Here is a 26,515-nt window from a genome sequence, read left to right on the forward strand (position 1 = left end):
GATGTTATCAGAATAGGACTGGTTTTCGTTAGGTCCATTAAGGAGAATATATTCCTCATTGCTCTGCATTGATGCGATTATATGATCCTGTTCTTCAAGATAATATGTGAACTCATCAAGCCCCGATGATGCAACAACGTGGTATTCACCCATTTCTTCGTCTCTTAATAATATTGATGCATTTTCCAGTTTCATAATCTCAACGAGATTACTTACCGTAAGGTTGACTAGTTCTTCAAGATTTAGCACTGTTATAACTTTGTCTGAAAAAGTTCGCAATAGCTTCTTATAATCGTATTTTTTCTGGAACAGGAACTTATCGGTTACATTTTTTAAAAAGTGTTCTAATGGCCTCAGCATAAGCACTATTATCATTACTGAAGCAACCATTGTAATCCATCTATTGTGATTAAAGTTTTCAAATAAAGTGGTCCCAAGATAAGCAATACTGGCCATAACAAGATATGAAGCCACAAACAAACCAGCAAAAACGATTGTTCGTTTTATTAAAATCGCTACATTAAGGAATTTATATTTGAAAATTATATAGGTTACCGTAAGTGCATACAATATAATGAGATACGTGCCGAAAGGGTTGATGATGGGGTATTCGAGTTTATATACGGGGAAATAATTAGCTCCACCGCCAAGTGTAGCAATAAACGCTGTTACGAAGAAATATAAATATTTACGCCCTTCTACCTTCTTTTTCTCATACAAATATTTTCGCAAAAATAAAACTTCTCCATAAAACATTGTAATAAAGAACTGAAAGACATGAACGTGGAATAAAGGACCTGGCACCGTGTATGCTCTCAATGTTTGTTTAACTTCGGCACTATGTATGAATAGCGGGGTAAAATTTGCTAATAAGAAAAAGCATGATAACGCATATGAGAATTGGAGTATTCTTATATATTTCTTGCGCTTAAGATAGCCTAAAAGTAAATAAGCAAAATGCAAAAATAATGTGGGAATAAAGATTGCTCCCACGATAAAAGTTCTACACCAATAAGCCGCTATGTTAAGATTATAAGATAATATAGCTGGAACGGAGAAAATACACCACCAAGCTATAGCCAAGTTATACAGAGCAAATGTTTTAAAAAGCGCATTATCTTTTCCTTTTGCGAAAATAAATACGCTCAATACAGTCAGTATTGATCCGACTAATACATAAGAAAGTGTATAATGAAATAGATTAAAATTCACGTATTACCTCTTTGCAATAGCTTCTTCTCTGTTATCATTCATTTTCACAATATCTTTGTTTCTAATGAAAACATCTCCTGATTTAAAATCTCCAGTAGTAATACCATTTTCTTTATAATATTTAATTGTCTTGTAAAAATTCACAAAATCAACATCACCTAACGTTGGAGAAAGTTCCTTTCTTCCTTCTAAAGCAAGCACAAAAGCCTCGGCAAGACATCCAAATACATTCTCATCTTTTCCGAATCCAAAATCATAATCAACATTAATGCCGTTGATCTTGACAAGGCCGCCTTCTAACACGATATTACTTCCAACCTCTGTTGTTCTTGGGAATGCTTCCGGTCTTGAGTCATCTATTATTATCATTTGAACAGGAATTTTTAATCCTCTCAAAATTGAAGTTATATTGGAGGTCGTACAAACCGCTAATCTATGCTGGCTTAGTGCATCATATAAAGTTTTAGTAGTCTTGGATTGACATAAATCGATTTTTGTTTTTCTATTACTTTCGTCAAGGATAAAATATGACCTTTCTAATCGGATTTTATTTTTATCGATTAATGTAATCTTTCTTACTTTGTTTAATAATGATTTTGCAACAGCTGTTCCCATCTTGCCTGATCCAATGATGGCTATATCAATATTTTCTAATCTACTTTTCCATAATTCTGCTATACGGTTAATGGCTAAATAAATAGATATTAATGTTCCGCAGTGACCATTTGTAAAACACAATTGATCAGAGTTTGCTAGGTTTTGTTTGAAAAATATTCCTCTTCTTGATACGATTGGCCACCAGGCACCTAGCCCTACAACACAATTGTTTTTTGAAATCTTCTGGATAAAGCTTGTGAGCTTCTTGATATTTTGTAAGGTCTTTCTTCTCCTGCGCAACATTTCACTTGGAAGAACAGCATTAGTAACCAGTAAACCATTTATCCCTTTATTTGAAGTCATTTTGCCTACAACATAAGCTGGTGTCACTGCAACAAGCTTTAGAAAAAGTTTTGCAGGAAGAAGTTTCTTAAGAATTCTGAAATATGGAACACCCACAAGAATATCTTCTATTCTTCTAGGGTGTATTAGAAAGACATAATCTGGTTGGAACCCATATAACAATTTTACAATTGAATTTGGCAATCGGGTGATAGGCAAAAAGCTAACTACAAAGTCTCTTACGTGCGCTATCATTGAACTGAAGATATTACCCGATATTTTTTTTCTGTAAAATTTCAACATTTTGTATTGTGGTCCTTCCTACATAAAGCTTTTTGGCTCTAATTCCAATTTTTGTGCGATGTCATAGATTATTTTTTCATTTGGTTTTGAATTCACAGCCTTCAACGCTTCCTCTCTATCTATTAATCCTAGCCTTACGTCATGTGCCAAGGGTATAACATAAGAATTAACATTGTACAATTTGTTGTGTAATGCAATGCCAAGAGAATTTATCAAACAATTAGAAGAACAGGAATCGGTATCTGATGGTTTTTGCCAATTGAATCTGTTCTTAATTTCGTTAATAGCTGTATTTTCACTGTATGCAACGTACTCATAAAAGGGAACCAGTTTCAGGCTAAATGCTTTTATTTTTTCGAAGAAGGACAAATCGATTTCTTTCTTCAGATTTTTATCCAAAATATTTAAAAAAGGAATGATCATGTTCTTATAGACATCAACCACACCCTCATATTTAGAAATAAGACTTTTATCCTTCTGCCTTAATTGTCCCGGTGTTGTGCCCACAACAATTGAAGGAATATTTTTCTTAATAGCTTGTTTTATTGAAAATAAGCTAATCATAGCAAAACAAGGCCAACAAACATGCCCAATCAAATAAGCTAAATTTTGTGATTCTTCGGAAGAGTTATAATTTTCAATCCCGTATTTAAACAATTTTGAAACAATATCAAACCTAGGCTTGTATATAATATGGTCTATTGCGAGTTTGGAAACCACTTTTTCAATATTATCGAATGTTCCACTTGACAAAAACCAATTATCCAATGTAAAAGCTAAAACATTTAACCGATATTTTTCTACGAGATTATAAAGCATGTATGTGCTATCTTTACCTCCGCTATATAAACAGATACAATCATATTTGGACTTAGTTTTTCTATTTTTCAATATTGATATAAGTTCCTCTTCCCGTTTATTCTGGTACATATTTCTAGAAACTTTCTGGCAAATATTACATATTCCTTGCTCATTTAGTTCTATTCCCGGCATGGAATCTGATAATATACATTTTGAACAAATATTTTTCATTTCCGACCTTTCTTAAATATCCATGAAAAAACTATTTGTGCCCCATCTCTTCCTGGTTTTTGATCCATTCGTCGATAGTTTCTTTCTTAAAGCGCCATTTGGATCCGACCTTGAACCCCGGAATTTTGCCTTCCTGTGCATGCTTATAAATCGTTACAACCTTCATTTTTAGGTACTCGGCCAACTCTTCGACTGTCATAACTGGGCTAACCATAAAAATCACTCCCTTTATACAAGTTGTTATAAATTAACTTGTCTTATTGTTTTTTCCTATGAAATGATATAGCTTAGTATGTTTTAATGCGTATTGAAGCAAATCTATGATGTATATCAGCATTAGTATATACCCCCTTTTACGAACTGTTATACTTGATTGCTTATGCTGACGCTTTCTTATGTATTGTTATCTTTTGTTATAAATTGATCAGCGCTGATAAGTATAATGAGTATATGCTCAAAGTCAAGAAATGGAGGAGATTTTTTTGAGTATATACTCGCTGAATAAGATAAGATATATCCTAAAAGGCCCTATCTATAAGGTTTTCAGGAAAGAATGGAGTCTTGCAAACTATCTATCCCTGGCCTAACAATTTGGCGTGAAAATATATGAACGTATGAAGGAGGATATTGGAATAAATCGCGGCTACAAGATCGTCTAACATTATACCCCAACCCCACTTTAGGTTTTCAAGGGACTTCATAGGAGGCAATTTAATTATATCTATTATCCTGTAAAGTAGGAACCCCGCAACAACAAGTGGAACATTAATAGGAAGGCCAAGATAAACTAAAAAAATACACGCGAACTCGTCAATGACGATGAACGAAGCATCTTGTATGCCTATCTCAGTTTCGAATTTACCCGACGACACCAGACCAAGAACGAATAATATTATGAAGACTGCTATATACAGGAAGACGTATTTATGCAGCAAAAGACATAAAGCAAGACCGGCAACGCTCCCCGCAGTCCCAGGTGCTACGGGAAAATACCCGAGCCCAAAGGCCGTTGATATCAATCGATGGATTTTTTTCAATTTATTCCCCGTTATTAAAAAGATATTTCTTGTTACCTATAAGATACGACGCCCCGCTGATTATCGTGAGTGCAACAGTCACCAGCATCAGGATAAAAATCAGCTGACGGTACCAGTATTCAAAAGAATCGTTCCAGAAACCGAACACCGAAACTCCTGCTTCCTTTATTACTATGAAGATGAGTATCACTAATATGGATAACATCTGAGAAACCGTCTTGTGTTTACCGGCCAGGCCAGCAGCAAGCACCTCGCGTTTCATAAGTGCTCTAAGACGTATGCTGGTAATAAGAAGTTCCCGGAGGATGATCACAACAACCATCCAGGCCGGCACAAGCTTCATTTCGACAAAAGCCAAAAAAGCGGAAAGTGTAAGAACTTTATCGGCGACCGGGTCCATTATCTTCCCGAAGTTCGTGATATTGCCGTATTTTTTGGCCAGATACCCGTCCAGATAGTCCGTGGCGGCCGCCACCAGGAATATCACCAGGGCCACTATTTTCCATGCAAGGCCACTTGAGAATAAGGCTATCATAAAGATAAACGCCAGGATTATCCTGGTAACGGTTATCTTGTTCGGGGTATTCATAGAGCTTCTCCTATAAGATCATATTCTAGCGTTCCGCTGATACGGACCTTCCTGAATTCGCCGACCTTGAGATCTGTGCCCTTGACATAAACCATCCCATCCACTTCAGGAGCATCCATGCAGGAGCGCCCGAAAAAAATATCCTTCTCGGACGGATCTTTCTCTTCGATCAATACGTCAAGGGTCTTACCGAAGAACTTCATGTTGTTCTCGGCAGATATCCTCTGCTGAAGAGCCATCACCTTATCGAACCTTTCCCGCTTGATCTGTTCAGGCACCTGTTCTTTGTATTCGAAAGCGGCCGTTCCCTCCTCGCGCGAATAGATAAAGGCTCCCATGCGCTCAAATCTGGTCTCCAGGAGAAAATCCATTAGTTCCCCGAATTGTTTTTCGCTCTCTCCCGGGAACCCCACTATCACGGAGGTCCGCAGAACAACACTATCTATCTTCTTCCGTATCCGTTGTATAAGATCAACGATAGCTCTTTTGTCCACACGACGATTCATTTTCCGTAAGATCGCATCGTTTATATGCTGTATCGGCAGATCCACATAACTGCACACGTTACTAGTAGTAGCTATCACCTCTATGAGCTCATCGGTGAACTGTACAGGATGCGTGTAAAGAACCCTCAACCATCCATCATGCATAAGAGGAGCTGCTTCCCGGATCAATCCCGCAAGTTCGCTCTTTCCCAACCTGTCAATACCGAAAGAGGTAGTATCCTGCCCGATAAGAACTATTTCCTTAACACCGAAATGATCGCGAACATATTTTATCTCTTCCAGCACTGATGGCATCGTCCTGCTGCGTCTGGGACCTTTCAGCTCGGGAATGATGCAGTAAGTGCACCTGTTTGAACAGCCTTCCTGTATCTTGACATAGGCGAAATGATGAGGAGTGATGAGTTTACGCTGATCCGTATCGTCATAAAGGAACTCAGGGCGGTCTCTTACGGCCCTTACCCTTTCTCCAGAATATAAAAGTTCTATTTTCCCCGGGATCTCCCTGAAATCAGACGTGCCGAAAATACCGTCGATCTCCGCTATCTGGTCCAGCAATTCATCAGGATATCTCTGGGAAAGACAGCCGGTAACTACGATTTTTTCTAGTTCTGATGTTTTTTTAAGATCTGCAAGCTGTAGGATGGTATTAACGGATTCCTGTTTTGCGTCCTCGATGAACCCGCATGTATTGACGATTGCTACGTCTGCGTTCTCGGGCTCCTCTGCGATCTCGTAGCCCTTTTTTTCAAGCAGGGCGAGAAGGACCTCGCTGTCAACAAGATTACGGGGACAACCGAGACTGAAAAGGTAGATCTTTTTCATAAAAAGTCTTTAAAAGCGGGTTGCCCAGTCGTCCCCCACCATAATCCCTTCTGAAGATACCTTAATGTTCTTTACGACGCCCTTTGCGACCTTGCTGATCTTGTGGTCATTAACGATAAAATCAAGGCGTTCGGCTTTTCCCGTCCAGACATTTATAGTCCCCTCGGCCGACCATGACTTTGAATCCCCGTCATGCAGAGTCCCGTCAAATAGAACATCTCCCCCATGTGAAACCCTTATCCATGCATCCCCCCGCGACCGCAAGGTGAGCCTGACAGAACCCTCCTCGGACGAAGATCTTTGGCGGGAAGCGAAGTTATTCGCGTTCCTTTCGTTCCCGGTCATTTTCTGGGTCTTTTCAGGGTCAGCAACTGTCTGCTCCACCATGCGGGAGACCTGTTCGGTAGATTCAGTTTTTTTCGGAAGAAGCTGCGCCCTTTTCTGTTTCATTAGTGAGATCTTCGTCCTCAGCATGCCAACGAGAACGAACATGAGCACTAGAAGTGCTATAGCGGCTACGGCAACAAGTAACCTCATCAACTGGTCCTTGGAAACAGAAGGCAATTTAGGAGGAGCGGGATACGTTCTCTTTTTTTCCTCCTTCTCGCCCCCAATAGTGAATTCCTGCTTGGTGTTTTCGGAGAAGAGCAGGTCGAACTGCTCGATCTCGGTTTTAGCGTCGAACCCGAGAAAGGAGGCGTACTTTTTCATGAAGCTTCTCATATACAGCTTGTTCAGCCTGTCCAGCACGCCCTTTTCGATATCAGTGATAATATTAGGGTGTATGCGGCTGCGGTTACTGGCCTCTTCTACGCTGATGCCGATCTTCTCTCTCGCCTGCCGGAACCTGGCACCGATCTCTTTAGGCGTCACCATCTGTTACCTCTTCGACTTCTTGCATGCTTTCAATAAGGATCTCTCTCGGTTTTGATCCGTTGTAGGGACCGACTATACCTTCCTCTTCCATGATATCGATCATTCTCGCCGCTCTGGTGTAGCCTACCCTTAATTTTCTCTGTACCATGGACACGGAAGCCTGCTTCGTCTCAACGACGACACGCACCGCCTCAGTATATAATTCATCCTTTTCCTGATCGACCCCCACTTTCTTGGTCTCCTGCGTTTCAACGGCCTCGTCTATGTACTGAGGGCCGGCCTGTTGCTTGATGAATTTGACGATATTCCTTATCTCTGAATCCTCCACCAGGCTGCACTGACCGCGTTTAATGGCGGTAGCGCCCGGCTCCATGAGGAGCATATCACCTTTTCCGAGCAGTTTTTCCGCGCCGTTGGCGTCAAGAACGGTCCGGGAATCGACCTTTGAGGCGACCTTGAAAGATATCCTAGCGGGCAGATTGGCCTTAATGACACCGGTTATAACGTTAACTGAAGGTCTCTGCGTAGCCAGTATCATGTGTATCCCAGCGGCACGGGAAAGCTGCGCGATACGCATTATGGCTCCTTCAACGTCTTGCTGCGCAACCATCATAAGATCCGCTAATTCGTCCACTATAACTACGATATAAGGAAGGTTCTCGTCCTCCTCATCCTGTCTCTGCTTGTAGGAAGTTATGTTCCTTACTCCCTTCTCCGCGAAAACGTCGTATCTGCGCTCCATTTCGGTTATGACCCAGTTAAGCGCCGAGGCGGCTTTTTTGGGATTTGTGACTATCGGAGAGACCAGGTGAGGAATGCCCTCGAACATCATAAGCTCGACCCTCTTGGGATCTATCATCATGAACTTCAGTTCCTCCGGGGAAGAATTGAAAAGCAGGCTGCTTATTATACAGTTTATGCAGACGGTCTTTCCCGATCCAGTTGCACCAGCTATCAAAAGATGCGGCATCTTGGCCAGGTCCGTGACTATAGGATTGCCCGAAAGATTCTTTCCCAGAGCCAGTTTGAGAGGAGAATCCGCTTCGCTGTATTCCTCTGCCCCTATGATATCCTTCAGATAAACGAATTCGCTCTTTTTGTTGGGAACTTCTATTCCGATAGTGCCTTTTCCCGGCAGGGGCGCCACGATACGTATGTTCGCGGATTTCATAGCTAGTGATATATTGTCGCCAAGCGAGGTTATTTTATTCACCTTGGTCCCCACTGCCGGCTCCAGTTCATACATGGTGATAACAGGACCGTTATTGATCTTGACGACTTTGGCCTCAACACCGAACTCAAGAAGAGTGCTTTCAAGCTTTAGGGCGTTCCTTTTCAGGTCCCCTTCCCTTTCTTTAGCCCCGGTCCTGGGCGGATCTTTAAGAAGACCCAGCTCCGGAAGTTTGTATTCCACCTGTTCTCCGGTTTTATTGTTTGAGACGGGCGCGACGCGCACTGGTTTAGCGGAGGCTTTCTGCGTAGTGGCCGCTTTTACGATCTTCGGCCCCTTGGATGCTCCGCTGGATGGAGCAGCCTCCTGGGGAACATCTCTTTTTGCCAGAGAGGTCTTTTTTACCTCCTCGACCTGGTTCCGCATTTTTTCAAGCTTTTTGGATATCTCTTCGCGAGCGGTCTTGAGTTTATTCTGGCGAATCAGTTTTTTGGGAAGAGCCCTGTCCTCGGCTTCAGGGATCATGGACTTTACTCTGCCGGGAACTTTGGACAGGAATTTGAACATTGCCGTTATTATTGGAAGTATCAGAAATTCGGTCGCAATAAGTACCGAGAGAATCATCATCGCGATGATAAAAACGGTAGCCCCGATCCTGCCCAGGTATTCAAGCAGGAACTCTGAGACCAGACTGCCTATAAGACCGCCCTGGGCAAATGCCATCGTGCGGGTTGAATCTGATATCATGCTCAGACTGGCGCTTACAACAGTGGCAAGCACTATCGTGCCGAAAACCTTGAAGAATATCTTGCGAGGCTCAAGCTGCATCAGGCGGGATATCCCCCAGACAAGGATAAGAAGAGGGATCACGTATGCGGCTTTACCCATGAAGAACAAAAGCACACCTCCAACATAAGCACCCACCACACCGGTAGCATTCTGGGGCACCATGTTAGGGCTACTGGTATAAAACGAAAGGTCCTGTTCGCTGAAAGTGAAGATGCTGAGAAAAAGAAAAAGACTGATAGCGAACAGTATTACAGCGATTATCTCGTTTTTTCTTACCTGATCCATTTCAATGATATCGGTTTACTTCCAAAAAAATATACCGGTCATCCCAAGAAGAAGGCAATACGCGGCGAAAAGAAACAGTTTCTTCCCCTTTATGACTTTCCGCAGTAGATGAAGGCTGAAAAACCCTGCTAAGAAAGCTGCCGCCATGCCCGCAATATACTCGGGGACATTCCCCGCCAAGGCACCCCTTAAATCCACGGTCAAACCCTTGTACAAAGTAGCTCCTATTATGACCGGTATGGACAAAAGAAAACTGAACCTGAAGGCCTCCTCAGTCTTCATCCCTCCTGCGAGACCAGCGGATATGGTCACCCCACTTCGGGATATCCCCGGTAAAAGCGCGATCGCCTGGGCCACCCCGACTGCAAAAGTGTTGAATAGGCCCGCTTTCCTCCCAGCGCCGTCATTCTTCCATAAAAAGAACTGTCCGAGCAAAAGAACTATTCCCGTGGCGACCAGCATCACCGCTACCTTCGCAGGGCTGACAAAAAATTCCGATATCCGTTCCTCAAAAAATAGAGCAGTGATAACGGCTGGCACGGTCGCGGCGAGAACATAAAAAAGATATTCCCATCTTCTTTGTCTTGCCAACTGAAGTATATCACCTGCGAAATAGATAACTACCGCCAGCAAAGTCGCCGCATGAAGACATATATCAAAAAACATGCTTGGTTCGCTAAAACCGAATAGCCTGTGCACAAGCACTAGGTGCCCTGAACTGGAGATCGGCAGGAATTCCGTCAATCCCTGCACAAGTCCGGATATCAAAGCTTCTGTCAACGTCATCTGTATATATCAAACGGCCAAGGAATCATATTCCCGTATGGCCGAAACCTCCGTGTGCGCGTTCGGTCTGGCCGAGCTGTTCTGCCTCAATGAAATCCGCGTAAATCACTTCGCGTATCATCATCTGGGCCAGCCGATGGCCCCGCTGCACGGTGAAAGTCTCTTTTCCGACATTTGTGACGATGAGGTTGACCAGACCGCGGTAATCGCTATCAATGGTGCCGGGGGTATTGACCAGCGTTATACCGTGCTTTAAAGCAAGGCCGCTCCTGGGCCTGATCTGCGCCTCATAGCCCTCGGGAACTTCGACATATATCCCGCAGGAGATGAGCTTGATCTCTCCGGGTGCTATGGACACTTCTCCTTCCACATCGGCGTAAAGATCAACGCCTGCGGAACCGCTTGTAGCATAGGTCGGGATCGGCAGGTCCCTCGCGCTTTCTTTGCGTTTTATATTAACTTTTATCTTCTTCAACTTGCTTCATACTGAGTTTGACGCGGCCCTGATCATCTATACCGATCAGTTTCACCTTGACCTTATCCCCTTCCTTGACCACGTCGGTCACTTCCTTAACATAATCCTTGGAAAGCTCAGAAACATGCACCAGCCCTTCTTTCTTCGGAAGGAATTCGACAAAAGCTCCGAAATTGGTTATATTAACTACCGTGGCATCATACACTTTGCCTATTTCAGGCTCTTCGATAATTCCTTCGATGATCTCAATGGCCTTATCAAGAGATTCTTTGTCCGATGAGGCCACCTGGCAAGTTCCGTCATCCTCGATATTTATGTCCGCGCCGGTTTCGGCTATTATGCCACGTATGACCTTGCCTCCGGAACCGATAACATCCCTGATCTTGTCGGGCTTGATCGTCAGCGTTACTATTCTGGGAGCGTTGGGAGCTATCTCATTAAGCGGTTCAGGAATCGTCTGTGTCATATTATCTAGGATCTTCATCCGTGCCGCTTTGGCCTGTTCGAAAGCGTTTTTGAGGATATCGAAATCAATGCCCTTTATTTTCAGGTCCATCTGTACCGCTGTTACTCCGTCTTTTGTTCCGGCGACCTTGAAATCCATGTCCCCGAAATGGTCCTCGGCACCGGCGATATCCGTAAGTATGGCGTAGTTGGTTTCCTCCTTTACCAGTCCCATCGCAATGCCGCTAACAGCAGCTTTTACGGGAACACCACTGGCCATCAGGGAAAGAGAGCCCGCGCACACGGAAGCCATGGAACTGGATCCGTTGGATTCGAGTATCTCTGAAACGAGCCTGATGGTATAAGGGAACTCTTCCTTGGAGGGAATCACAGGCGTCAAAGCCTTTTCAGCAAGGGCGCCGTGGCCTATCTCTCTCCTGCCTGGTCCGCGCATGGGGCGTACATCCCCGACGCTGAAGGGCGGAAAATTATAGTGAAGCATGAAAGACTTGAATGATTCCCCTTCCAATGAGTCAACGCGTTGTTCGTCGGCTGCGGTCCCCAGAGTCGTCACGGCAAGAGCCTGGGTCTCACCCCGGGTAAAAAGACCCGAACCGTGAGTCCGCGGCAGTGCGTTTATTTCGCTGGAGATCTGCCTTATCTCATCGAATCGCCTGCCGTCAACACGCTTGTTTTCTTCAAGTATGATCTGCCTGAGAACATCCTTCTCTATCCTATGAAGAGCCCTTTTAACATCGGATTCGATGTCCTCATCTTCCGCGGAACCTTCCTCTTCAACTAGTTTATTCTGAAGATCAGCGAGCCCTTCGACCCTTTGCTGTTTCTCGGAAAGCTGCATGATCTGCTTGAGCTTGTCTTGGGCCTTTTCCTTTATTCTCTGGTAAAGTTCCTCGTTCACCTCGACATAGCTGATATCTTCCCTTTTGGGTTTGCCTATCTTTTCGGCCAGCTTTCTCTGCAGGTCAAGCTGGGGTTTAAGCTGTTCATGACCGAATTTGATAGCCTCGACCATTTTCTCTTCACTGAGTTCATTAGCTCCTGACTCCAGCATTACGACACTTTCGTCATTGCCAACAACGACCAGGTCCAGATCGGACTTTTCCATTTCAGCGAAAGTGGGATTTATTACGAAATTATCTTCCACAAGCCCGACCCTTACACAACCGATAGGTCCGTTAAAGGGTATGTCCGATATTGTAAGCGCGGTCGAAGCCCCGATAACCCCGAGTATATCCGAATCATTCTTGCCGTCAGAAGAGAGCACGGTAGCCACTACCTGCACCTCGTTGGTCATCCCCTCCGGGAAAAGTGGACGTATGGGCCTGTCTATCATACGCGAGGTCAGAATAGCTTTCTGAGAGGGACGCCCTTCTCTCTTGAAGAAGCCCCCGGGTATCTTGCCCGCAGCGAACGTCTTCTCCTGGTATTCCACCGTCAAAGGGAAAAAATCCAGCCCTTCCCTTGGCTGGCGGGAACACACGCTGGTAACGAGCACCATCGTCCCTCCATATTGGACAGTAACAGATCCATCCGCCTGTTTTGCGAGTTTGCCGGTACTTACTATGAGTTCTTCGTTGCCTAACTTAAGATTAAATTCATTCATTATTCGTAACCCCTCTTCCCATAACATCCTATACTAATAAATTAAAAACCATAACGAGACCTTCGTTATTTCCTGAGTCCCAGCCTTTTGATAAGCTCTTGATATTTTTCGTTATTAGAGGATTTTAGATAAGTTAATAGTTTTCTTCTTTTATTGATCAGGAGCAAAAGTCCCCTTCTGGAATGATGATCCTTCTTGTGTTTTTTGAAGTGCTCCGTGAGATTACTGATGCGTTCGGTCAAAATAGCTATCTGCACCTCCGGAGAACCGGTATCACTGTCATGCTGTTTGAATTCTTTTATTATCTCCTGTTTTTTTTCCTTTACTATAGACATTTTTCACCTCCTTTCCAATATAATAGCAGTGGAATATACTCGGATAATGTCATCATTTTAAAACTGACATGGCTTATGTTAGCATATAAACATATTTTTGTAAATATATAACTAACATACTAATTAATATTATATATAACAACGGGAAATGTGCATAACGAGGAGAGTGGATGGTGATAGTCACAAATACTTGTAGCGCCTTATCTTCCAGAGTATTTTCTTGCTGTTGAGGATCTTTTCCGCACTCTGGATATCCTTTGTGATCTGCTCGATGAGAGACTGACTGCTTCTGTACTGCCTCTCTTTGCGAAGTTTCTTTATGAAAAATATCTCAATATTCCGCCCGTAAAGGTTCCCTTCATAGTCCATGATATGAACTTCTATGCGTGGTTCCTTTCTTTTTTTTAATCTTGTGCCGTAAAAGGTCGGTTTAAACCCGATGTTAAGAACCCCGTCATAAAGCACCCCCTCGATATCGACCTTTACTGCGTAAACTCCCGTAGGGGGTATGACCTCCTGATGGGGATCGATGTTGGCGGTGGGTTTGCCGAGTTTTTTGCCAAGTTCGTCACCTCTTACCACCGTGCCGAGGACGGATACCGGCCGCCTTAGGAGTTTTTCCGCTTTTTCCAATCTTCCTGATCTAATAAGCTTCCTGAGCCAGGTGCTACTAACTATTTTCCCGCCTTTTTTAACCGGCTCGACGATCCTGACATCCACACCGTATTTTTGACCTATCTGCTTTAGCTTATCGACATTCCCGCTCTTTCCGCTCCCGAAATGAAAGTTCTTCCCCACGAAGACCTTTCTGGAGCCTGTGCCTCCAATTACCTTTTTAACGAAATCTTCAGGCGACATCGACGCGATATAATTGGTGAACCGGATGACCACCACAGCATGTATCCCCATTTTCTCAAGTATGAACAAACGATGAGCAAGAGACATTATCCGGGGAGGCCTTTTATCGGGCCTTAGAACCGACTGTGGATGAGGGTCGAAGGTAACTATGACCTTTTCCTGTTCGGGTCTTCCGGCCCCAAGAAGTCGTTTTATGACACGCTTGTGACCAAGATGTATCCCGTCAAAGATACCTATCGCTATTATCGGGTCTTTGAGTTTCTTCTCAAGATTCCTGTAACCGTATAATACTTTCATTCAAATCATCCCCGGTCATGCGCACTAGATCGGAATAGCGCGCCGAACCTTCCAGAGTGAATGTACCGGACCTGGTACGCCTCAGCTCTGTAAGATGCGCACCGCAGCCCAGCTTCTCGCCGATATCTTCGGCAAGCTGCCTGATATAAGTGCCCTTACTGCATATCACGCTGAATGTTGCAAAAGGCATGGCCGATTCAATAATCTCGATCTTCTCGATGAATATCTTCTGCGGCTTTCTCTTTACTTCCAGCCCCTTCCTGGCAAGCTTGTACAATCTTTTGCCGTTAACCTTCTTTGCCGAGACCATTGGAGGGGTCTGGTAAGACTCGCCAATGAACGAACGGGCGGCAGCGCTCAGCTCTTCAGGGGATACCCGTACCTCCGCTCTTTCTATGATCTTTCCGCAACTGTCGCCCGTATCGGTCTTCTCTCCGAGTTTCATGACAGCAAGATATTCTTTTTCGTCGGCTGAATACCTGCTGGAGAGTTTCGTTGCCCTGCCCAGCAAAAGAACGAGCACGCCCGTTGCGTTCGGATCAAGTGTCCCGGCGTGCCCTACCTTCTTGATGCCGAAGCGCCTTCGCACCGCCTGCACGACATCATGACTGGTCATTCCCTTTTCCTTGTCAACTATCAGTATACCGGCCGTATCCTGCATTTTTTCTCTACCCCCGGTCGATCACTTCTTTTACCGCGTTAAGAACTTTTTCCCTGGCCTCGCGAAGATTCGTGAAAAGTGTGCACCCCGAGGCCTGGGGGTGACCCCCTCCCCCAAAACGTGATGCGACCTTATTGACGTCGATACCGCCGGTTGAACGGAAACTCACGTTGATCCTTTCGGGATGATCCATGTTCTCCTTGAAAAATACCGCGGCTTGAACGCCTTTTATCGACCGGGGATAATTAATGAATTCATCCGTAGGTACGCTGTCCACACCCTCCTCGGCGAGCATACTGCGCGTTAGGCTCATATGCGCAAGGCGTCCGTTATCTTCGACCTGTAGCGTGCCGAGGACCTTCCCCAGGAGGCGTATCTGCGAAAGTTCTTTGCTTTCGAAGATCCTGCCATGAAGCCCCTTCGGGTCAACCCCAACCTCTATCAGCTCGCCTGCCACTTCATGTGTATGCCTGGTGGTATTGGTATAGTTGAACATGCCGGTATCAGTGATTATAGCGGTATAAATGGCCTCGGCGATCTCGATGTCAATCTCGGTATTCGTTTCTCTGGCCAGGATATATATCATCTCCCCCACCGAACTGGCTCCCGCTTCCACCCAGTTGGCATCCCCGAAGTATTCGTTACTGACGTGGTGATCAATGTTTATGATAAACCCTTTCTCTTCCCCGAGGCGGGGAATATCACCGGTCCGCTCACGAACAGGACAATCCAGTATTACCAGAGTTTCCGGGGAGAACCCCGCGGGGACTTCCGGCTGGATAGCCTCGGCACCCTTGAGGAACCTGAGGTTATCTGGCACCTCGTCATGATCGACTACCACCGCTTTCTTCCCCCATTTCTCAAGAAGACGCTGCATCGCTATCTGGCTCCCTATGGAATCACCTTCGGGATTTACATGCGCCATTACGAGAAAATTATCGCGCTTCTTCAACTGCCTGATGACATTCTTCATATTATCCTTGTTCATCACCATTTCCTTCCTCTTCAGCAGCGTCGATCCCAAGCTCCTCCTCGATCTTGCTGAAGAGGTTGTTCATGGATTCTGCGCGTTCTGCCCTCCGGTCCGGCCTGAAGGATATCCGGGGAATATACTTAAGAGTGATCCTCTCGGCAAGTTCCCTTCTCACGAAACCGCCTGAACTCTTAAGACCCTTCCCCACTTCTTCCGCGCTGTGTTCTTCGCTTGATGTGATGTAAAAGACCTTAGCGAGCCTGAGGTCCCTGGTCAGTTCAACACGTGTTATGGTCACATGGCTGACCCTTGGATCCTCGATCTCGCTCTGGAGAATAACCGATATCTCCCTTTTCAGCATTTTCTGCAGCCTGTCCATTCTGTCGATCATGATAATATCCCCATCCTGTTCACAATATCTCAGTGGTATGGTCCAGCACGCTGACCGTGCCCTGTCCTTCGATAAAGTCCATTATCCGGTCCATGCGCGAGGAAAGGTGCTTCTTGTCGGTTGATATGGTGACGACCCCTATGACCGCCCTCTGCCATTTATCCAGATGCCCGACTTCGGCGACAGATACGTTGAAGGTATTCCTCAGCCTGTCCTTAACCCTCCTTAGCATGCCACGCTTCTGCTTAAGCGACAGGCTTTCGCCTAAAAACAATTCTATTCTAAGAACTCCTATGTGCATACCTACGAGGGACTATTTTTCCTTCTTTATCTTATCGGTCAGTTCGCGCATATAATCTAACTCATCTTTTCTGGTCGCGAGTTTACCGTCAAGTTTCCTGCAGAGGATGTTTTTCAGTATGTCCTTGTATTCGGGTCCGGGGCTTATGCCTTCCCGCTTGATATCCTGTCCTTTTATCCTGAGCTGGATACCGTTATATTCACCAAAGAACTTCTTGATACGCCTGCGTACGGTTTTTGAGGTGGTCTTGGACATTATGAAAAGCGTCACTTCGTGTGCAAATGGCTCCAGGATATCGTATACCTCACTCGGCTTCATCTTTTTTCTTGAAGAAAGCTTCCTAATGGCGCGATCGCCGTCTTTCTTGCAGGAACGCAGCCTTGTGCTTTCGCTTCTTTTGAAAACGAACTTCTCCAGAACCACCTCCAGCTGTTTCAGAGAAAGCTTGTCGATAACGACCATGAGGTTCATCAGCCAAACGTCAAGGTTGCGCCTTTTGGCGGCGTTCTCATTATACCAATGTATAAAGTGCTTAAGGTCCCTGAAGTGGCGCCTGATTGAACTTTTCAATACCAGTTCCGGATGGATGAACCGCAGCTCATGCAGCTCGCGCATCCTGAAAACCGGCTTTTCGGGGTCCTTTTCCTTGAGAATAAGTACAAGCTCATCCCGTATTCTCTGGTTCTCGGTTCTACGGAACATCTCCTGTTTGACAGCGTGTTTTATAAGATACTCCGTGTGTTTTTCTATCTGGAAACCGAAACGCTGTTCAAAGCGCACCGCTCGGAAAATGCGGGTCGGGTCGTCTATGAAACTCTTGTCATGAAGTGCCCTTATTATTCCGCGATTAAGGTCCTTTATCCCGTCAAAGAAATCAAGGAACAAACCAAAGTCCTTTTTATTAATCTTGATGGCCATCGCGTTTATGGTAAAATCCCTGCGATAGAGGTCTTCCCTTAAGGAACTGAACTTGACCGTCGGAAGAGCCGCTGGTGCCTCGTAAACCTCCTGCCTGGCGGTAGCCACATCTATCTTGAACTTGTTGTCCGGATGCAGGGCGGGTCCCAGCCATGAGGGCCAGTCCATGACTATCGTAGATGTCCCGAATTTTTTATGAACAACGAAAGCGCCCTTGAGCTTGTCGGCGACGACCCTTCCGAACGCTATTGCGTCTCCTTCTATGACTATATCCAGATCGTAGTTCTTTCTTCCAAGGAGCAGATCCCTTACGAACCCCCCGACGACGAATAACTCGATACCGCGCTTATCTGCTTCATCGCTGATGGACCTTATAAGCTTCATGAATTTTTTTGGAAGAAGCAGGTTCATCCGCGCGATTATATCCGTGACAGCCACGCGCTTCTCCGGTTTGGCGCGAAAGAGCGCGCTATGGACCTTCTTTAGGACGTCAGTCCGGCTGACTATGCCGACAAGGCGCCCTTTCTTGATGACAGGCAATCTGCCCTTATTGCTGTCGATCATTATCTGCTGAAGATCATGAAGCGGCGTCTCGGGCGAGACCGTTACAAGAGGCGTGGACATATATCCCTTGACCCTCGAGTGGCCCATCCCACGTTTGATGGCTTTTTTCATGTCGCCCATTGTTATCATTCCGACCAGTTTCGACTTCTGGTCATAAACGGGCATACCCTTGTATCCCGAGTCTTTTAGCCTCCTGAAAACCTCATCGATCTTCTCCTCCTGCGAAACCGTTTCCACGTTCTTGGACATTATGTCCTTGGCATATACATCGGTCCGGGTTATGCGCTTTATCTTTCCCAGTATGATATCCTTGATCTGTTCCACCGACCTGCCTTCTGTCCTGGCGCTGGCCGCGGAAGAGTGCCCCGCACCGTCGAAGTGTGCCATCATCTTGTTCACGTCAATGAGTTCAACGCGGCTACGGGCCATTATCTTGACCTTATCGGGGGTTTTGAAAAGCACAAAAAATACAGGCTGGTTTTCCACATCCTGCAGCTTGTGCACCACCGTCCCCATCTCGCCGGCGAAATGCTTGGCCTCCACGCTCGCGAAAGCGACATTTATCCCGTGCACGTTATATACTTCCACCGATTCCAGAAGATCCACGAATATGGATAACTCCGTCTCGGTAAGTTCCCTGTTGAGATAGGAGGATACGGCATTAAGATTCGCGCCCTGATCGAGAAGCATGCTCACGATATCAACGTCGAGCTTGGTCGTGGGCGAATATGAAAGAGAGCCGGTCTCCTCATATATACCGAGCAGCATCAGCGTGGCTTCAAGCGGTGTCAGTTTCAGTTTTCCTTTTTTCGCGAGTATCTCAAGAAGCAGGGTAACGGTGGCACCGACCTGTTTGTATACCTCCTTATCAGCCTTGATATCAGAACTGGTCCTGGGATGGTGGTCGTATATATGGACCTTTATCCCTTTTTTATCCAGAAGCCCCGCCGCCTCACCTATACGGGACCTGTGTCGGTTATCCACTATGATAAGCCGGGTAACGTCATCCATCCGACAGGTCTTCTCGTTCTCTATCCTGATCTTGTCCTTTATAAGGGAAAGGAAATTACGAACCGCTTTTTCCTGGCTGCCCGGCAGCAGAAGGCGCGCTTTCGGATAAAGCTTGCTTGCGGCCACAAGGGAGCTCAATGCGTCGAAATCAGCGTTCTTATGAGTTACTATGAGGTCCATGTGCAAACTATGCTCTTGGATGATAATCCTTATGGATCTTCCTGAGCTTATCCTTGTTTATATGTGTATATATCTGGGTCGTGGAGATATCCGCATGGCCCAGCATTTCCTGGACACCCCTTAGCTCCGCACCACCTTCCAGCAGGTGCGTGGCAAAGGAATGTCTGAGGCTGTGCGGAGTGATATGTTTTTTTATGCCGGCCTTATGAGCATATTTTTGGATCATCTTCCACAGGCTCTGCCTTGAAAGCTTCCTTCCCAGCCTGGACAGGAAAAGGTGCTCATCCTGCGTCTTTCTGGCCAGTTTGGCGCGCGCTTTTGTTATATACCTGCTGACGGCCTTTTCGGCCACTTTTCCAAGCGGCACTATCCTTTCCTTGCCTCCCTTTCCAAGACACCGGACAAACCCGGCTTCAAGATTGACCCCGGTTTTCTTGAGGTCTTTGACTTCCGAGACCCTAAGGCCTGTCGCGTACATCAGTTCCAGTATAGCCTTGTCCCTGATCCCCATCCATCCTCTTGCCTGAGGCGCTTCCAGAAGCTTCTCGACCTCGTCCTTGTTAAGTGTATCTGGGACCGTTTTCCAGGTCTTCGGCGTCTCTACCACCGCGGCAACGTTCTCGCGAACAAGACCTTCGGCTACCAGGAACTTCCAAAAAGTCTTAAGCGCGGCGAGATTCCTCGCGATCGTAGTGGAAGAAAGCCCCTGGTCCTTCAGGCACATCATAAAGTTCACGATATCTTCACGTTTCGCCCCGGCGAGACCTTTTTTGTTCTTCTCCAGATAAAGCCTGAACTTTTCCAGATCACGCCGGTAAGATTCAACGGTATTATCGCTGACTCCTCTTTCTACTTCCAGGAAATATATGAAATTCTCGATATGGTCCTTCATTTTGAACCCTTGTTCAGCCCACCATGCCTATGCCGCCCAAAAAGTCCTTCTCATGCCCGATAGTGGTCTCGGGCCCGTGACCGGGCAATACACGCGTATCATCGGGCAGCTTGAACAGCTTATCCCAAATGGAGCTAATGATTTCTTCACGGCTTCCCCCTGGCAGATCGGTCCGTCCCACACCTTCACGGAAGAGTGTATCGCCGCTGAAAAGCAGGCTGCCGCAAAGGAGGGATATACCCCCGGGGGTATGCCCCGGAGTATGAATGACTTTTAACGAGAGATCCCCAGCTTTGACAATATCACCGTCAGCCAGAAGACCATTAGCTCGAACCTGTTCAACCTGTCGCCCGAAAAAGGCGGACCAGTTCTTCTCCCCGTCATGCAGGCAGGCTTCTTCAAGTTCATGTATCAGAACCGGAAAACCGAAATAAGCGTCCCCGCCTATATGGTCATAGTGCCCGTGAGTGTTTATGGTGAAAAGAACATCTAACCCTTTATCGCGTATACTGGTCAATATCCGCGGCTCTTCGGCTCCGGGGTCTATAAGCACGGCTTTACGTGTGGCGGGGCTACTCACCAGATAACAATTAGTGGCAAGGTCGCCGACCACGAACTTTTCCAGATCAAGAACCCCAGTCATCCCTGATGAAATCCCTCATTTCGTTGTAGGAAAAGTTCCTTTTTATCCCCCTGCCGGCGTTCTGAAGCTTTTTCTTTATCCTCACCCGGTTGCCCTGGGTCACTCTTTCTTCTTTGACCTTGGATTCCACCTCGATGATCTCATTGATGTAGGTCTGAAGCTCTTCGGCTTTTTCGTCGACCAGCATCCTCTTCATGTCCAGCAGGTTGGATATTTCCTGCTCAAGGGAAACCTGGATCTTTTTCTGGTTGCTGTCCCTAATAACGTTCATGGTCTCTCTGTGCCAGTTCTTCCAGAAAATATACCGTTTAGTATAAAGATCAAGGTTGGGTTTGATGTCATAAGTCCTGACGGCCTTGTATCTTCTTCCGGTCTCCGGCTCCTTCTTCTTTTTTGGAATAAACTTCTCGCTAAGCTGGGCGCAACTGGTAAGCACTAAGACCATGATCAGCGTCACGACCAGAACATCAATACTCTTTTTGAACATATCTGCCTCTCTTTTTTTACAAAGTTCAACTGCCTATGAACAACCTGTCCGCAAGAACCTGGGGCAATCCCGCCTTCGCTATGCGTTCGGCCGCCAGGGATATATCGTATTCTATCCTGCGCAGATCGATCTGCCCCTTGTCCGCGTCATAAATGCAATAACAGGCGCGGTTATCCCCGTCTCGAGGCTGGCCTATACTACCAACGTTAACGATGTAGCTGGCGTTATCTTCCAGAACGATCGCATTTTTCCCCGTCTGGGTGAGTTTTCCCTCTCTCAAAATGAAAGTGCCGGGCACATGAGAATGGCCGACAAAACATATCTTCGTCTTGAGCACTTCAAAAGTATGCATCGCGTCCGCACCCGTCATCATGTAGCTGAATCTTTCCGGGTCATGGAGGGTGCCGTGCGCCACACTGAAAAACTTTTCCTCGATAACGTAGGGCTGTTTTTCAAGATAAGAAAGACCGTCACCATTAAGCTGCTTTCTGGTCCACCGCACCGCCTCGGCGGCGGCATTGTTGAAATATGAAATATCCGTCCGGCCGATAACCCCAGCGTCATGATTTCCCATGACGCTTCTGGCTCCCAGAGCCCTCACTTTTTCTATGCATTTACCCGGCTCGGCCCCGTAGCCGACAATATCACCCGCGCATATTATATTCTTCTCACTCTCTTCCGGAAAAGTACTAACAGCTGCCTCAAGAGCCGGGAGATTGCCGTGTATGTCAGAAATTACCACATACTTCATGTCAAAACCTGATACCGAATGAAGAAAATTCACCGCTAGAAGGCATCTGCTGCTTTTTTGAATCGGCAATATAACTGGACATCTCCAGCTCTATATCCCGCAGGAACGAGGAAATATCCTCTTCGGGGCCCTCACATACTATCTCAACCCGTCCATCATGAAGATTTTTCACGTACCCTGTTATTCCTTTCTTCCAGGCGAGCCTTTCGGCGGTGAATCTGAAACCGACGCCTTGAACTTTCCCCTCGTATATCACATGAAATCTCTGCGCCTGTCGCATGGATGGACCTCTTTGAAGTGGAAGTTTCCCGGAGTATGGTCGGGGCGCTGGGATTTGAACCCAGGACCTCCACGTCCCGAACGTGGCGCGCTAGCCAAACTGCGCTACGCCCCGACATTATGTTAACTAGAACAAGATAACAACGACGATATATTATCATTATAGTAATATACCGTCAACGTTAAATGTGTTTAAGTTTATTTAGTGCGGTATATGCTCAGCCGCCTGTCCTTGTCATCGGTAAAGAATTCCGGATCTTTCAATATAGGCTCGTAATTCGCCGGTAGCGGCACCGGGAAGGTCACTACCTCGTACGCTCCGACGGACGCCCTTTTAACCAGGTTAACCGCCCCCTCAAGCAAGCCCCAGGTCGCACCCGCCATCCATCCGTTCTCTTTTGCGGTGTCACCCATACCCTTGAACACGTAGAACGGGGAAGTCACTAGGTTGGCAAAGCCCCTCCCTAGCTTTTTTACCGGCCCGCCTACTACATCATCCGCATGGGCATCAACAAAGGCCAGAAACAATAAAGCGATCAAGACCATTATCATGACTTTTTTCATGCGATCCCCTTTCATTTTGGTTAAATGAACCCCTTTTCACGGAGCATCTTTTCGGTGATGGAATTTTCCGTTAAGTTCTTCTGCGCGTATTTTGCCATGATATCAAATTCCAAGTTAACATAATCTCCGCGTGTTTTCAATTTTAATATTGTATTATCAATCGTGTGGGGAATTAAGAATATCCGGACCTGGTCCTTTCTGAGTTCGCCTACCGTCAGGCTGACGCCATCAACGGCGATAGATCCCCGGGGAACCAAGTGCTGGTCATCCTGAGGCGATAGCGCGACATCAAGCACCCATCCGTCTTTTGTCTTCGACAGACTCTTTATGGGTCTCTCACAGTCAATGTGACCGGTGACCATATGCCCGCTCAGGGAATCGCCTGCTTTGAGCGCATTCTCCAGATTGACCTTTGAACCCGCCTTAAGCCTTTTGAGATTGGTCTTTTTGAAAGTATTGGCGACTACATCGAATTCCAAGGGATCTTTGTTGTCGACCACACTCAGACACACTCCGTTGACGGCCACGCTGTCGCCGATAGTCAAATCCTCTCTCGTCCTGTTGCAGCTAACCCTCAGCACCGAATCGGCGCCTTTTCTTGATACGCTTCTCACCTCGCCTATTTCAGTGATTATCCCCGTGAACATACCATTCCCCTGACGAAAATGTCGTCACCTTTTCTTTTTATCTCTACCTGCTCGAGGTCAAGCGCTTTTTTTATGTTCGCAGCGCCCTTGCCTTTTACCGACGAATATTCCCCGCCTATGATCTTCGGAGAGACAAAGAACATGGCTTCATCCACCAGGCCCTCATCTACCATGCTGCCGACAAGTTCCCCTCCTCCTTCGACAAGCACGTTCACCATCTCCCTCTGACCGAGCTTTTTTAAAAGCCCTCCGAGAGACACGCGCCCCTCCTTCACGCGGGTTCTAATTACTTCTATGCCGTCCATGGCTTCAAGCTTGCTCATCCTGGCCTGTGGTGCAAGCCTGGTGGTTGCGATAATAACGGGTGACTTCGACCGGGTCTTGAGGATATTGCTTTTCTCGGGTATCCTGAGCCTGCTGTCGACCACAATACGCGTCACGCCGTAGCCCTTTCTTTGACTGTCCAGCAGGTAAGGATCATCCTTTACCACCGTATTCGCTCCGACCATTATGGCATCATAACTAGGACGCAGCTTCCTGGTATAGTTCCTTGAATCCTCACCTGATATCCATTTGGATGAACCGTCCCTGGCAGCTATCTTACCGTCTATCGACTGCGCCAGCTTAACCGTGACGTAGGGCAATCCGGTTGTGATGAACTTAATATACTTCCTGTTGACAAAAGCCGACTCTTCTCTCATAAGACCGACCTTTACGTCTATGCCGGCTTTTTTCAGCCTGTTTATGCCCTTGCCACCGGTCAATCTATTTGGATCCTTCATGGAGGCATAAACGGTCTTAATCCCGCTTTCGATTATACGTAAGCTGCAGGGGGGTGTTTTGCCGTAGTGATCGCACGGTTCCAGCGTGACGAACATACTGGCGCCGCGGCATTTCCCCCGAGCTTCTTTTAGGGCCGTGATCTCGGCATGATCCTCGCCTGCCTTCTTGTGATAACCTCTGCCGACGATCTTGCCATCCCTGACGATAACAGCTCCGACCATTGGGTTAGGATACGTTCTCCCCTCACCTTTTTTCGCAAGGCGGAGAGCCATCTGCATGTATTTGATCTCAAGAGGTCTTTTCATTACGTATCCTGCGGGATTCCTCCTTCAGTTCAGCGACCGTCTCATATCCAACATAAACCTTACCCATAAGCATGTCGTCCTCTGGAAGACCATGACAATCGGAACCGCCGGTTACTAGAAGACCGTATCTTTCGGCGATCTCGGTATATTTATTGGAAGTTGAAGGCCAGTGTTTGGTGTGATAAGCTTCTATCCCCCTTATCCCGGCTTCTACGAACAGCGGTATTTCATCATCGCTCTTCATGGTCCCCGGGTGGGCGAGAACGGGAACGCCTCCGGCGTTCTTTATCATATCAATGGCATCCCCGTAATAAAGGTACTCATGCCCGACATGACAGGGCTTGCCGTTACCTATATACCTGTCAAAAACGGTCCTCAGGTCCTTTACCAGGCCCTTTTCGACCAGCATCCGTGCTAGCTGCAGACGGCCAACCGTTCCATGAGGGGAAAGCGCCAAGACTTCTTCCCGGGTTATTTGCATGCCCTGCCGGCGGAGAAGTTCAAGCATTTTCTCGATCCTCTCAATGCGTTTATCCCGCATGTGAGCAAGAGCTTTTCCAAGGTCCTCATCCTCCCAGTCAACGAAATAGCCGAGTATATGTACCTCTTTTTTCTTATTAAAAGAGGCGGAGATCTCTATACCTGGCACTATATCTATATGAGTGTCGTTGGCTGCGGTTATAGCCGGGGAAACACCTTCCACTGAATCATGGTCGGTTATGCTTATCGCTCTTAGCCCTTTTTCCAGGGCCTTTTCCACGACCTCTTCAGGAGAAAGTACCCCGTCGGAAAAATACGTGTGCACGTGAAGATCAACCCGTCCATTACTGTTATTGATTTTCATATGAACACCTCAGTCGGCAGCTATTGATCCCTGCCGCTGCTCGGTCTTGTTTATCTTGTCCAAGATGCCGTTGACGAACTTGCCCGAATCCTTGTCCCCGTATTTTTTCGCTATATCAATAGCCTCATTGATAGCCACTTTGGGAGGAATGTCCTCGGAGAACAAAAGCTCAAAACATGCTATCCTGAGAACGTTCCTGTCAACAGTGGCCATGCGTTCAAGCTCCCAGTTAGCGGCATATTTTGTTATGGTCCTGTCGATCTGCTCTGCGTGATCACTAACCCCCCGGATGAGATACTCCGAGAAACTGCGGACCTCATCATCCTCTTTCGCTTCGTTATCCCAGAACTTTCCGGCACATTCGGTTATGCTCTCTCTGTTGATGTCGCTGGCGTAAAGTATCTTCAGTGCCGCTTCACGCGCCATAGTACGCTTTCTCATGACCACCCCTTCCTTGCTTTATATGGATGAATACAGGCTGCACATCTCGATGGCGCTCCTGGCCGCATCTCTTCCCTTGTTACCGCTTTTGGTGCCCGCCCTGTCCACCGCCTGTTCAAGGTTGTCGGTGGTTATTATTCCGAACACACAGGGCACCTTGCTCTCCATTGCCACTTTGGCGACACCCTTGGCCGCTTCGCTGGCAACGAAATCAAAATGCGGGGTCTCTCCCCGAATGATGGCACCCAGGCAGATTATCGCATCATACTTGTCGGAATCGGCCATCCTGCCCGCTAAAACCGGGGTCTCGAAAGACCCGGGAACCCATACAACAGTAATATCCTCGTTCTTGACGCCATGGGTGACGAGAGTATCAATGGCGCCTTCGAGCAGTTTTGAAGAGATGAACTCGTTGAACCGGGAGACCACTATACCGATCTTTTTGTCTTTCGCAATCATGTTGCCTTTGATTATCTTTGCTTTTGTCATAACATCCTCCT

30 protein-coding genes and 1 tRNA gene are annotated in these 26,515 nt (G+C 46.6%); all 31 read right to left on the bottom strand.

Going from position 1 to position 26,515, the window contains the following annotated elements; genetic code table 11:
• On the bottom strand, positions 1-1,212 hold a 1,212-nt coding region (locus tag GF409_02290), incomplete at its 3' end, for a hypothetical protein (protein MBD3426045.1).
• 3 nt (positions 1,213-1,215) lie between these two features.
• Entirely contained in the window at positions 1,216-2,454 is a 1,239-nt protein-coding gene (locus GF409_02295; GenBank protein ID MBD3426046.1) for a hypothetical protein, read from the bottom strand.
• Positions 2,455-2,472: 18 nt separating this feature from the next.
• Positions 2,473-3,486: a hypothetical protein gene (locus GF409_02300; protein ID MBD3426047.1), complete on the bottom strand. Its 1,014-nt coding sequence runs from the start codon at positions 3,484-3,486 to the stop codon at positions 2,473-2,475.
• 31 nt (positions 3,487-3,517) lie between these two features.
• Entirely contained in the window at positions 3,518-3,700 is a 183-nt protein-coding gene (locus tag GF409_02305; protein ID MBD3426048.1) for a helix-turn-helix domain-containing protein, read from the bottom strand.
• 358 nt (positions 3,701-4,058) lie between these two features.
• Complete coding sequence (locus tag GF409_02310; protein MBD3426049.1) at positions 4,059-4,547, bottom strand: phosphatidylglycerophosphatase A; 489 nt, start codon at positions 4,545-4,547, stop codon at positions 4,059-4,061.
• Positions 4,525-5,112: a CDP-diacylglycerol--glycerol-3-phosphate 3-phosphatidyltransferase gene (gene pgsA, locus GF409_02315; protein MBD3426050.1), complete on the bottom strand. Its 588-nt coding sequence runs from the start codon at positions 5,110-5,112 to the stop codon at positions 4,525-4,527. The genes GF409_02310 and pgsA overlap by 23 nt, the downstream gene beginning before the upstream one ends.
• Positions 5,109-6,440, bottom strand: a complete 1,332-nt coding sequence (gene rimO / locus GF409_02320) for a 30S ribosomal protein S12 methylthiotransferase RimO (protein MBD3426051.1) — start codon at positions 6,438-6,440, stop codon at positions 5,109-5,111. The genes pgsA and rimO overlap by 4 nt, the downstream gene beginning before the upstream one ends.
• Positions 6,441-6,449: 9 nt before the next feature.
• Positions 6,450-7,316, bottom strand: coding sequence for a DUF4115 domain-containing protein (locus GF409_02325; protein ID MBD3426052.1), 867 nt, complete (start codon positions 7,314-7,316; stop codon positions 6,450-6,452).
• A complete protein-coding gene (locus tag GF409_02330) occupies positions 7,303-9,561 on the bottom strand; it encodes a hypothetical protein (protein ID MBD3426053.1) in 2,259 nt (752 codons plus the stop codon). Before GF409_02330 ends, GF409_02325 begins: the two co-directional genes overlap by 14 nt.
• A gap of 15 nt (positions 9,562-9,576) precedes the next feature.
• The gene (locus GF409_02335) at positions 9,577-10,347 is read right to left on the bottom strand and encodes a hypothetical protein (GenBank protein MBD3426054.1); all 771 of its coding nucleotides are present in this window, start codon (positions 10,345-10,347) and stop codon (positions 9,577-9,579) included.
• Between the two features lie 25 nt (positions 10,348-10,372).
• Positions 10,373-10,813 carry a dUTP diphosphatase gene (locus GF409_02340; protein ID MBD3426055.1) on the bottom strand — a complete coding sequence of 147 codons (441 nt, stop codon included), beginning with the start codon at positions 10,811-10,813 and terminating at the stop codon, positions 10,373-10,375.
• Positions 10,803-12,890, bottom strand: coding sequence for a polyribonucleotide nucleotidyltransferase (pnp, locus tag GF409_02345; GenBank protein MBD3426056.1), 2,088 nt, complete (start codon positions 12,888-12,890; stop codon positions 10,803-10,805). Before pnp ends, GF409_02340 begins: the two co-directional genes overlap by 11 nt.
• Positions 12,891-12,955: 65 nt before the next feature.
• Complete coding sequence (gene rpsO / locus GF409_02350; protein MBD3426057.1) at positions 12,956-13,225, bottom strand: 30S ribosomal protein S15; 270 nt, start codon at positions 13,223-13,225, stop codon at positions 12,956-12,958.
• 180 nt (positions 13,226-13,405) lie between these two features.
• Positions 13,406-14,380 (bottom strand): bifunctional riboflavin kinase/FAD synthetase, encoded by a 975-nt coding sequence (locus GF409_02355; GenBank protein ID MBD3426058.1) that lies wholly within the window; start codon positions 14,378-14,380, stop codon positions 13,406-13,408.
• Entirely contained in the window at positions 14,349-15,041 is a 693-nt protein-coding gene (truB, locus tag GF409_02360; GenBank protein MBD3426059.1) for a tRNA pseudouridine(55) synthase TruB, read from the bottom strand. Before truB ends, GF409_02355 begins: the two co-directional genes overlap by 32 nt.
• Before the next feature lie 7 nt (positions 15,042-15,048).
• The gene (locus GF409_02365) at positions 15,049-16,035 is read right to left on the bottom strand and encodes a bifunctional oligoribonuclease/PAP phosphatase NrnA (protein ID MBD3426060.1); all 987 of its coding nucleotides are present in this window, start codon (positions 16,033-16,035) and stop codon (positions 15,049-15,051) included.
• Entirely contained in the window at positions 16,016-16,405 is a 390-nt protein-coding gene (gene rbfA, locus GF409_02370; protein MBD3426061.1) for a 30S ribosome-binding factor RbfA, read from the bottom strand. Before rbfA ends, GF409_02365 begins: the two co-directional genes overlap by 20 nt.
• A gap of 19 nt (positions 16,406-16,424) precedes the next feature.
• On the bottom strand, positions 16,425-16,706 hold the full coding sequence (locus GF409_02375) for a DUF503 family protein (protein MBD3426062.1): 282 nt from the start codon (positions 16,704-16,706) through the stop codon (positions 16,425-16,427).
• Positions 16,707-16,718: 12 nt separating this feature from the next.
• The gene (locus GF409_02380) at positions 16,719-19,379 is read right to left on the bottom strand and encodes a CBS domain-containing protein (protein ID MBD3426063.1); all 2,661 of its coding nucleotides are present in this window, start codon (positions 19,377-19,379) and stop codon (positions 16,719-16,721) included.
• 7 nt (positions 19,380-19,386) lie between these two features.
• Positions 19,387-20,271, bottom strand: coding sequence for a site-specific tyrosine recombinase XerD (xerD, locus tag GF409_02385; GenBank protein MBD3426064.1), 885 nt, complete (start codon positions 20,269-20,271; stop codon positions 19,387-19,389).
• Positions 20,272-20,284: 13 nt separating this feature from the next.
• Positions 20,285-20,914, bottom strand: coding sequence for an MBL fold metallo-hydrolase (locus GF409_02390; GenBank protein ID MBD3426065.1), 630 nt, complete (start codon positions 20,912-20,914; stop codon positions 20,285-20,287).
• The gene (locus GF409_02395; GenBank protein MBD3426066.1) at positions 20,898-21,401 is read right to left on the bottom strand and encodes a hypothetical protein; all 504 of its coding nucleotides are present in this window, start codon (positions 21,399-21,401) and stop codon (positions 20,898-20,900) included. The genes GF409_02390 and GF409_02395 overlap by 17 nt, the downstream gene beginning before the upstream one ends.
• A 25-nt stretch (positions 21,402-21,426) precedes the next feature.
• Positions 21,427-22,152, bottom strand: coding sequence for a metallophosphoesterase (locus tag GF409_02400; protein ID MBD3426067.1), 726 nt, complete (start codon positions 22,150-22,152; stop codon positions 21,427-21,429).
• Between the two features lies 1 nt (position 22,153).
• Entirely contained in the window at positions 22,154-22,432 is a 279-nt protein-coding gene (locus GF409_02405; GenBank protein ID MBD3426068.1) for an acylphosphatase, read from the bottom strand.
• Between the two features lie 36 nt (positions 22,433-22,468).
• Positions 22,469-22,546, bottom strand: a tRNA-Pro gene (locus tag GF409_02410).
• A gap of 83 nt (positions 22,547-22,629) precedes the next feature.
• Positions 22,630-23,010, bottom strand: coding sequence for an exosortase system-associated protein, TIGR04073 family (locus tag GF409_02415; protein ID MBD3426069.1), 381 nt, complete (start codon positions 23,008-23,010; stop codon positions 22,630-22,632).
• 5 nt (positions 23,011-23,015) lie between these two features.
• On the bottom strand, positions 23,016-23,642 hold the full coding sequence (locus GF409_02420; GenBank protein ID MBD3426070.1) for a riboflavin synthase: 627 nt from the start codon (positions 23,640-23,642) through the stop codon (positions 23,016-23,018).
• Complete coding sequence (ribD, locus tag GF409_02425; protein MBD3426071.1) at positions 23,627-24,730, bottom strand: bifunctional diaminohydroxyphosphoribosylaminopyrimidine deaminase/5-amino-6-(5-phosphoribosylamino)uracil reductase RibD; 1,104 nt, start codon at positions 24,728-24,730, stop codon at positions 23,627-23,629. Before ribD ends, GF409_02420 begins: the two co-directional genes overlap by 16 nt.
• Entirely contained in the window at positions 24,714-25,574 is an 861-nt protein-coding gene (locus tag GF409_02430) for a PHP domain-containing protein (GenBank protein ID MBD3426072.1), read from the bottom strand. Before GF409_02430 ends, ribD begins: the two co-directional genes overlap by 17 nt.
• A 9-nt stretch (positions 25,575-25,583) precedes the next feature.
• The gene (gene nusB, locus GF409_02435) at positions 25,584-26,015 is read right to left on the bottom strand and encodes a transcription antitermination factor NusB (GenBank protein MBD3426073.1); all 432 of its coding nucleotides are present in this window, start codon (positions 26,013-26,015) and stop codon (positions 25,584-25,586) included.
• Positions 26,016-26,033: 18 nt separating this feature from the next.
• On the bottom strand, positions 26,034-26,504 hold the full coding sequence (locus GF409_02440) for a 6,7-dimethyl-8-ribityllumazine synthase (GenBank protein ID MBD3426074.1): 471 nt from the start codon (positions 26,502-26,504) through the stop codon (positions 26,034-26,036).
• Positions 26,505-26,515 lie beyond the last annotated feature (11 nt).

The organism is Candidatus Omnitrophota bacterium, assembly GCA_014728045.1.
Taxonomy (GTDB): Bacteria; Omnitrophota; Gorgyraeia; order Tantalellales; family Tantalellaceae; genus WJMH01.

Coding starts and splice junctions, on each gene's coding strand:
- GF409_02295 (MBD3426046.1), bottom strand. CDS start 2,454: ATGTTGAAATTTTACAGAAAAAAAATATCGGGTAATATCTTCAGTTCA.
- GF409_02300 (MBD3426047.1), bottom strand. CDS start 3,486: ATGAAAAATATTTGTTCAAAATGTATATTATCAGATTCCATGCCGGGA.
- GF409_02305 (MBD3426048.1), bottom strand. CDS start 3,700: ATGGTTAGCCCAGTTATGACAGTCGAAGAGTTGGCCGAGTACCTAAAA.
- pgsA (MBD3426050.1), bottom strand. CDS start 5,112: ATGAATACCCCGAACAAGATAACCGTTACCAGGATAATCCTGGCGTTT.
- rimO (MBD3426051.1), bottom strand. CDS start 6,440: ATGAAAAAGATCTACCTTTTCAGTCTCGGTTGTCCCCGTAATCTTGTT.
- GF409_02325 (MBD3426052.1), bottom strand. CDS start 7,316: ATGGTGACGCCTAAAGAGATCGGTGCCAGGTTCCGGCAGGCGAGAGAG.
- GF409_02330 (MBD3426053.1), bottom strand. CDS start 9,561: ATGGATCAGGTAAGAAAAAACGAGATAATCGCTGTAATACTGTTCGCT.
- GF409_02335 (MBD3426054.1), bottom strand. CDS start 10,347: ATGACGTTGACAGAAGCTTTGATATCCGGACTTGTGCAGGGATTGACG.
- pnp (MBD3426056.1), bottom strand. CDS start 12,890: ATGAATGAATTTAATCTTAAGTTAGGCAACGAAGAACTCATAGTAAGT.
- rpsO (MBD3426057.1), bottom strand. CDS start 13,225: ATGTCTATAGTAAAGGAAAAAAAACAGGAGATAATAAAAGAATTCAAA.
- GF409_02355 (MBD3426058.1), bottom strand. CDS start 14,380: ATGAAAGTATTATACGGTTACAGGAATCTTGAGAAGAAACTCAAAGAC.
- truB (MBD3426059.1), bottom strand. CDS start 15,041: ATGCAGGATACGGCCGGTATACTGATAGTTGACAAGGAAAAGGGAATG.
- GF409_02365 (MBD3426060.1), bottom strand. CDS start 16,035: ATGGTGATGAACAAGGATAATATGAAGAATGTCATCAGGCAGTTGAAG.
- rbfA (MBD3426061.1), bottom strand. CDS start 16,405: ATGATCGACAGAATGGACAGGCTGCAGAAAATGCTGAAAAGGGAGATA.
- GF409_02375 (MBD3426062.1), bottom strand. CDS start 16,706: ATGCACATAGGAGTTCTTAGAATAGAATTGTTTTTAGGCGAAAGCCTG.
- GF409_02380 (MBD3426063.1), bottom strand. CDS start 19,379: ATGGACCTCATAGTAACTCATAAGAACGCTGATTTCGACGCATTGAGC.
- xerD (MBD3426064.1), bottom strand. CDS start 20,271: ATGAAGGACCATATCGAGAATTTCATATATTTCCTGGAAGTAGAAAGA.
- GF409_02390 (MBD3426065.1), bottom strand. CDS start 20,914: ATGACTGGGGTTCTTGATCTGGAAAAGTTCGTGGTCGGCGACCTTGCC.
- GF409_02395 (MBD3426066.1), bottom strand. CDS start 21,401: ATGTTCAAAAAGAGTATTGATGTTCTGGTCGTGACGCTGATCATGGTC.
- GF409_02400 (MBD3426067.1), bottom strand. CDS start 22,152: ATGAAGTATGTGGTAATTTCTGACATACACGGCAATCTCCCGGCTCTT.
- GF409_02405 (MBD3426068.1), bottom strand. CDS start 22,432: ATGCGACAGGCGCAGAGATTTCATGTGATATACGAGGGGAAAGTTCAA.
- GF409_02415 (MBD3426069.1), bottom strand. CDS start 23,010: ATGAAAGGGGATCGCATGAAAAAAGTCATGATAATGGTCTTGATCGCT.
- GF409_02420 (MBD3426070.1), bottom strand. CDS start 23,642: ATGTTCACGGGGATAATCACTGAAATAGGCGAGGTGAGAAGCGTATCA.
- ribD (MBD3426071.1), bottom strand. CDS start 24,730: ATGAAAAGACCTCTTGAGATCAAATACATGCAGATGGCTCTCCGCCTT.
- GF409_02430 (MBD3426072.1), bottom strand. CDS start 25,574: ATGAAAATCAATAACAGTAATGGACGGGTTGATCTTCACGTGCACACG.
- nusB (MBD3426073.1), bottom strand. CDS start 26,015: ATGAGAAAGCGTACTATGGCGCGTGAAGCGGCACTGAAGATACTTTAC.
- GF409_02440 (MBD3426074.1), bottom strand. CDS start 26,504: ATGACAAAAGCAAAGATAATCAAAGGCAACATGATTGCGAAAGACAAA.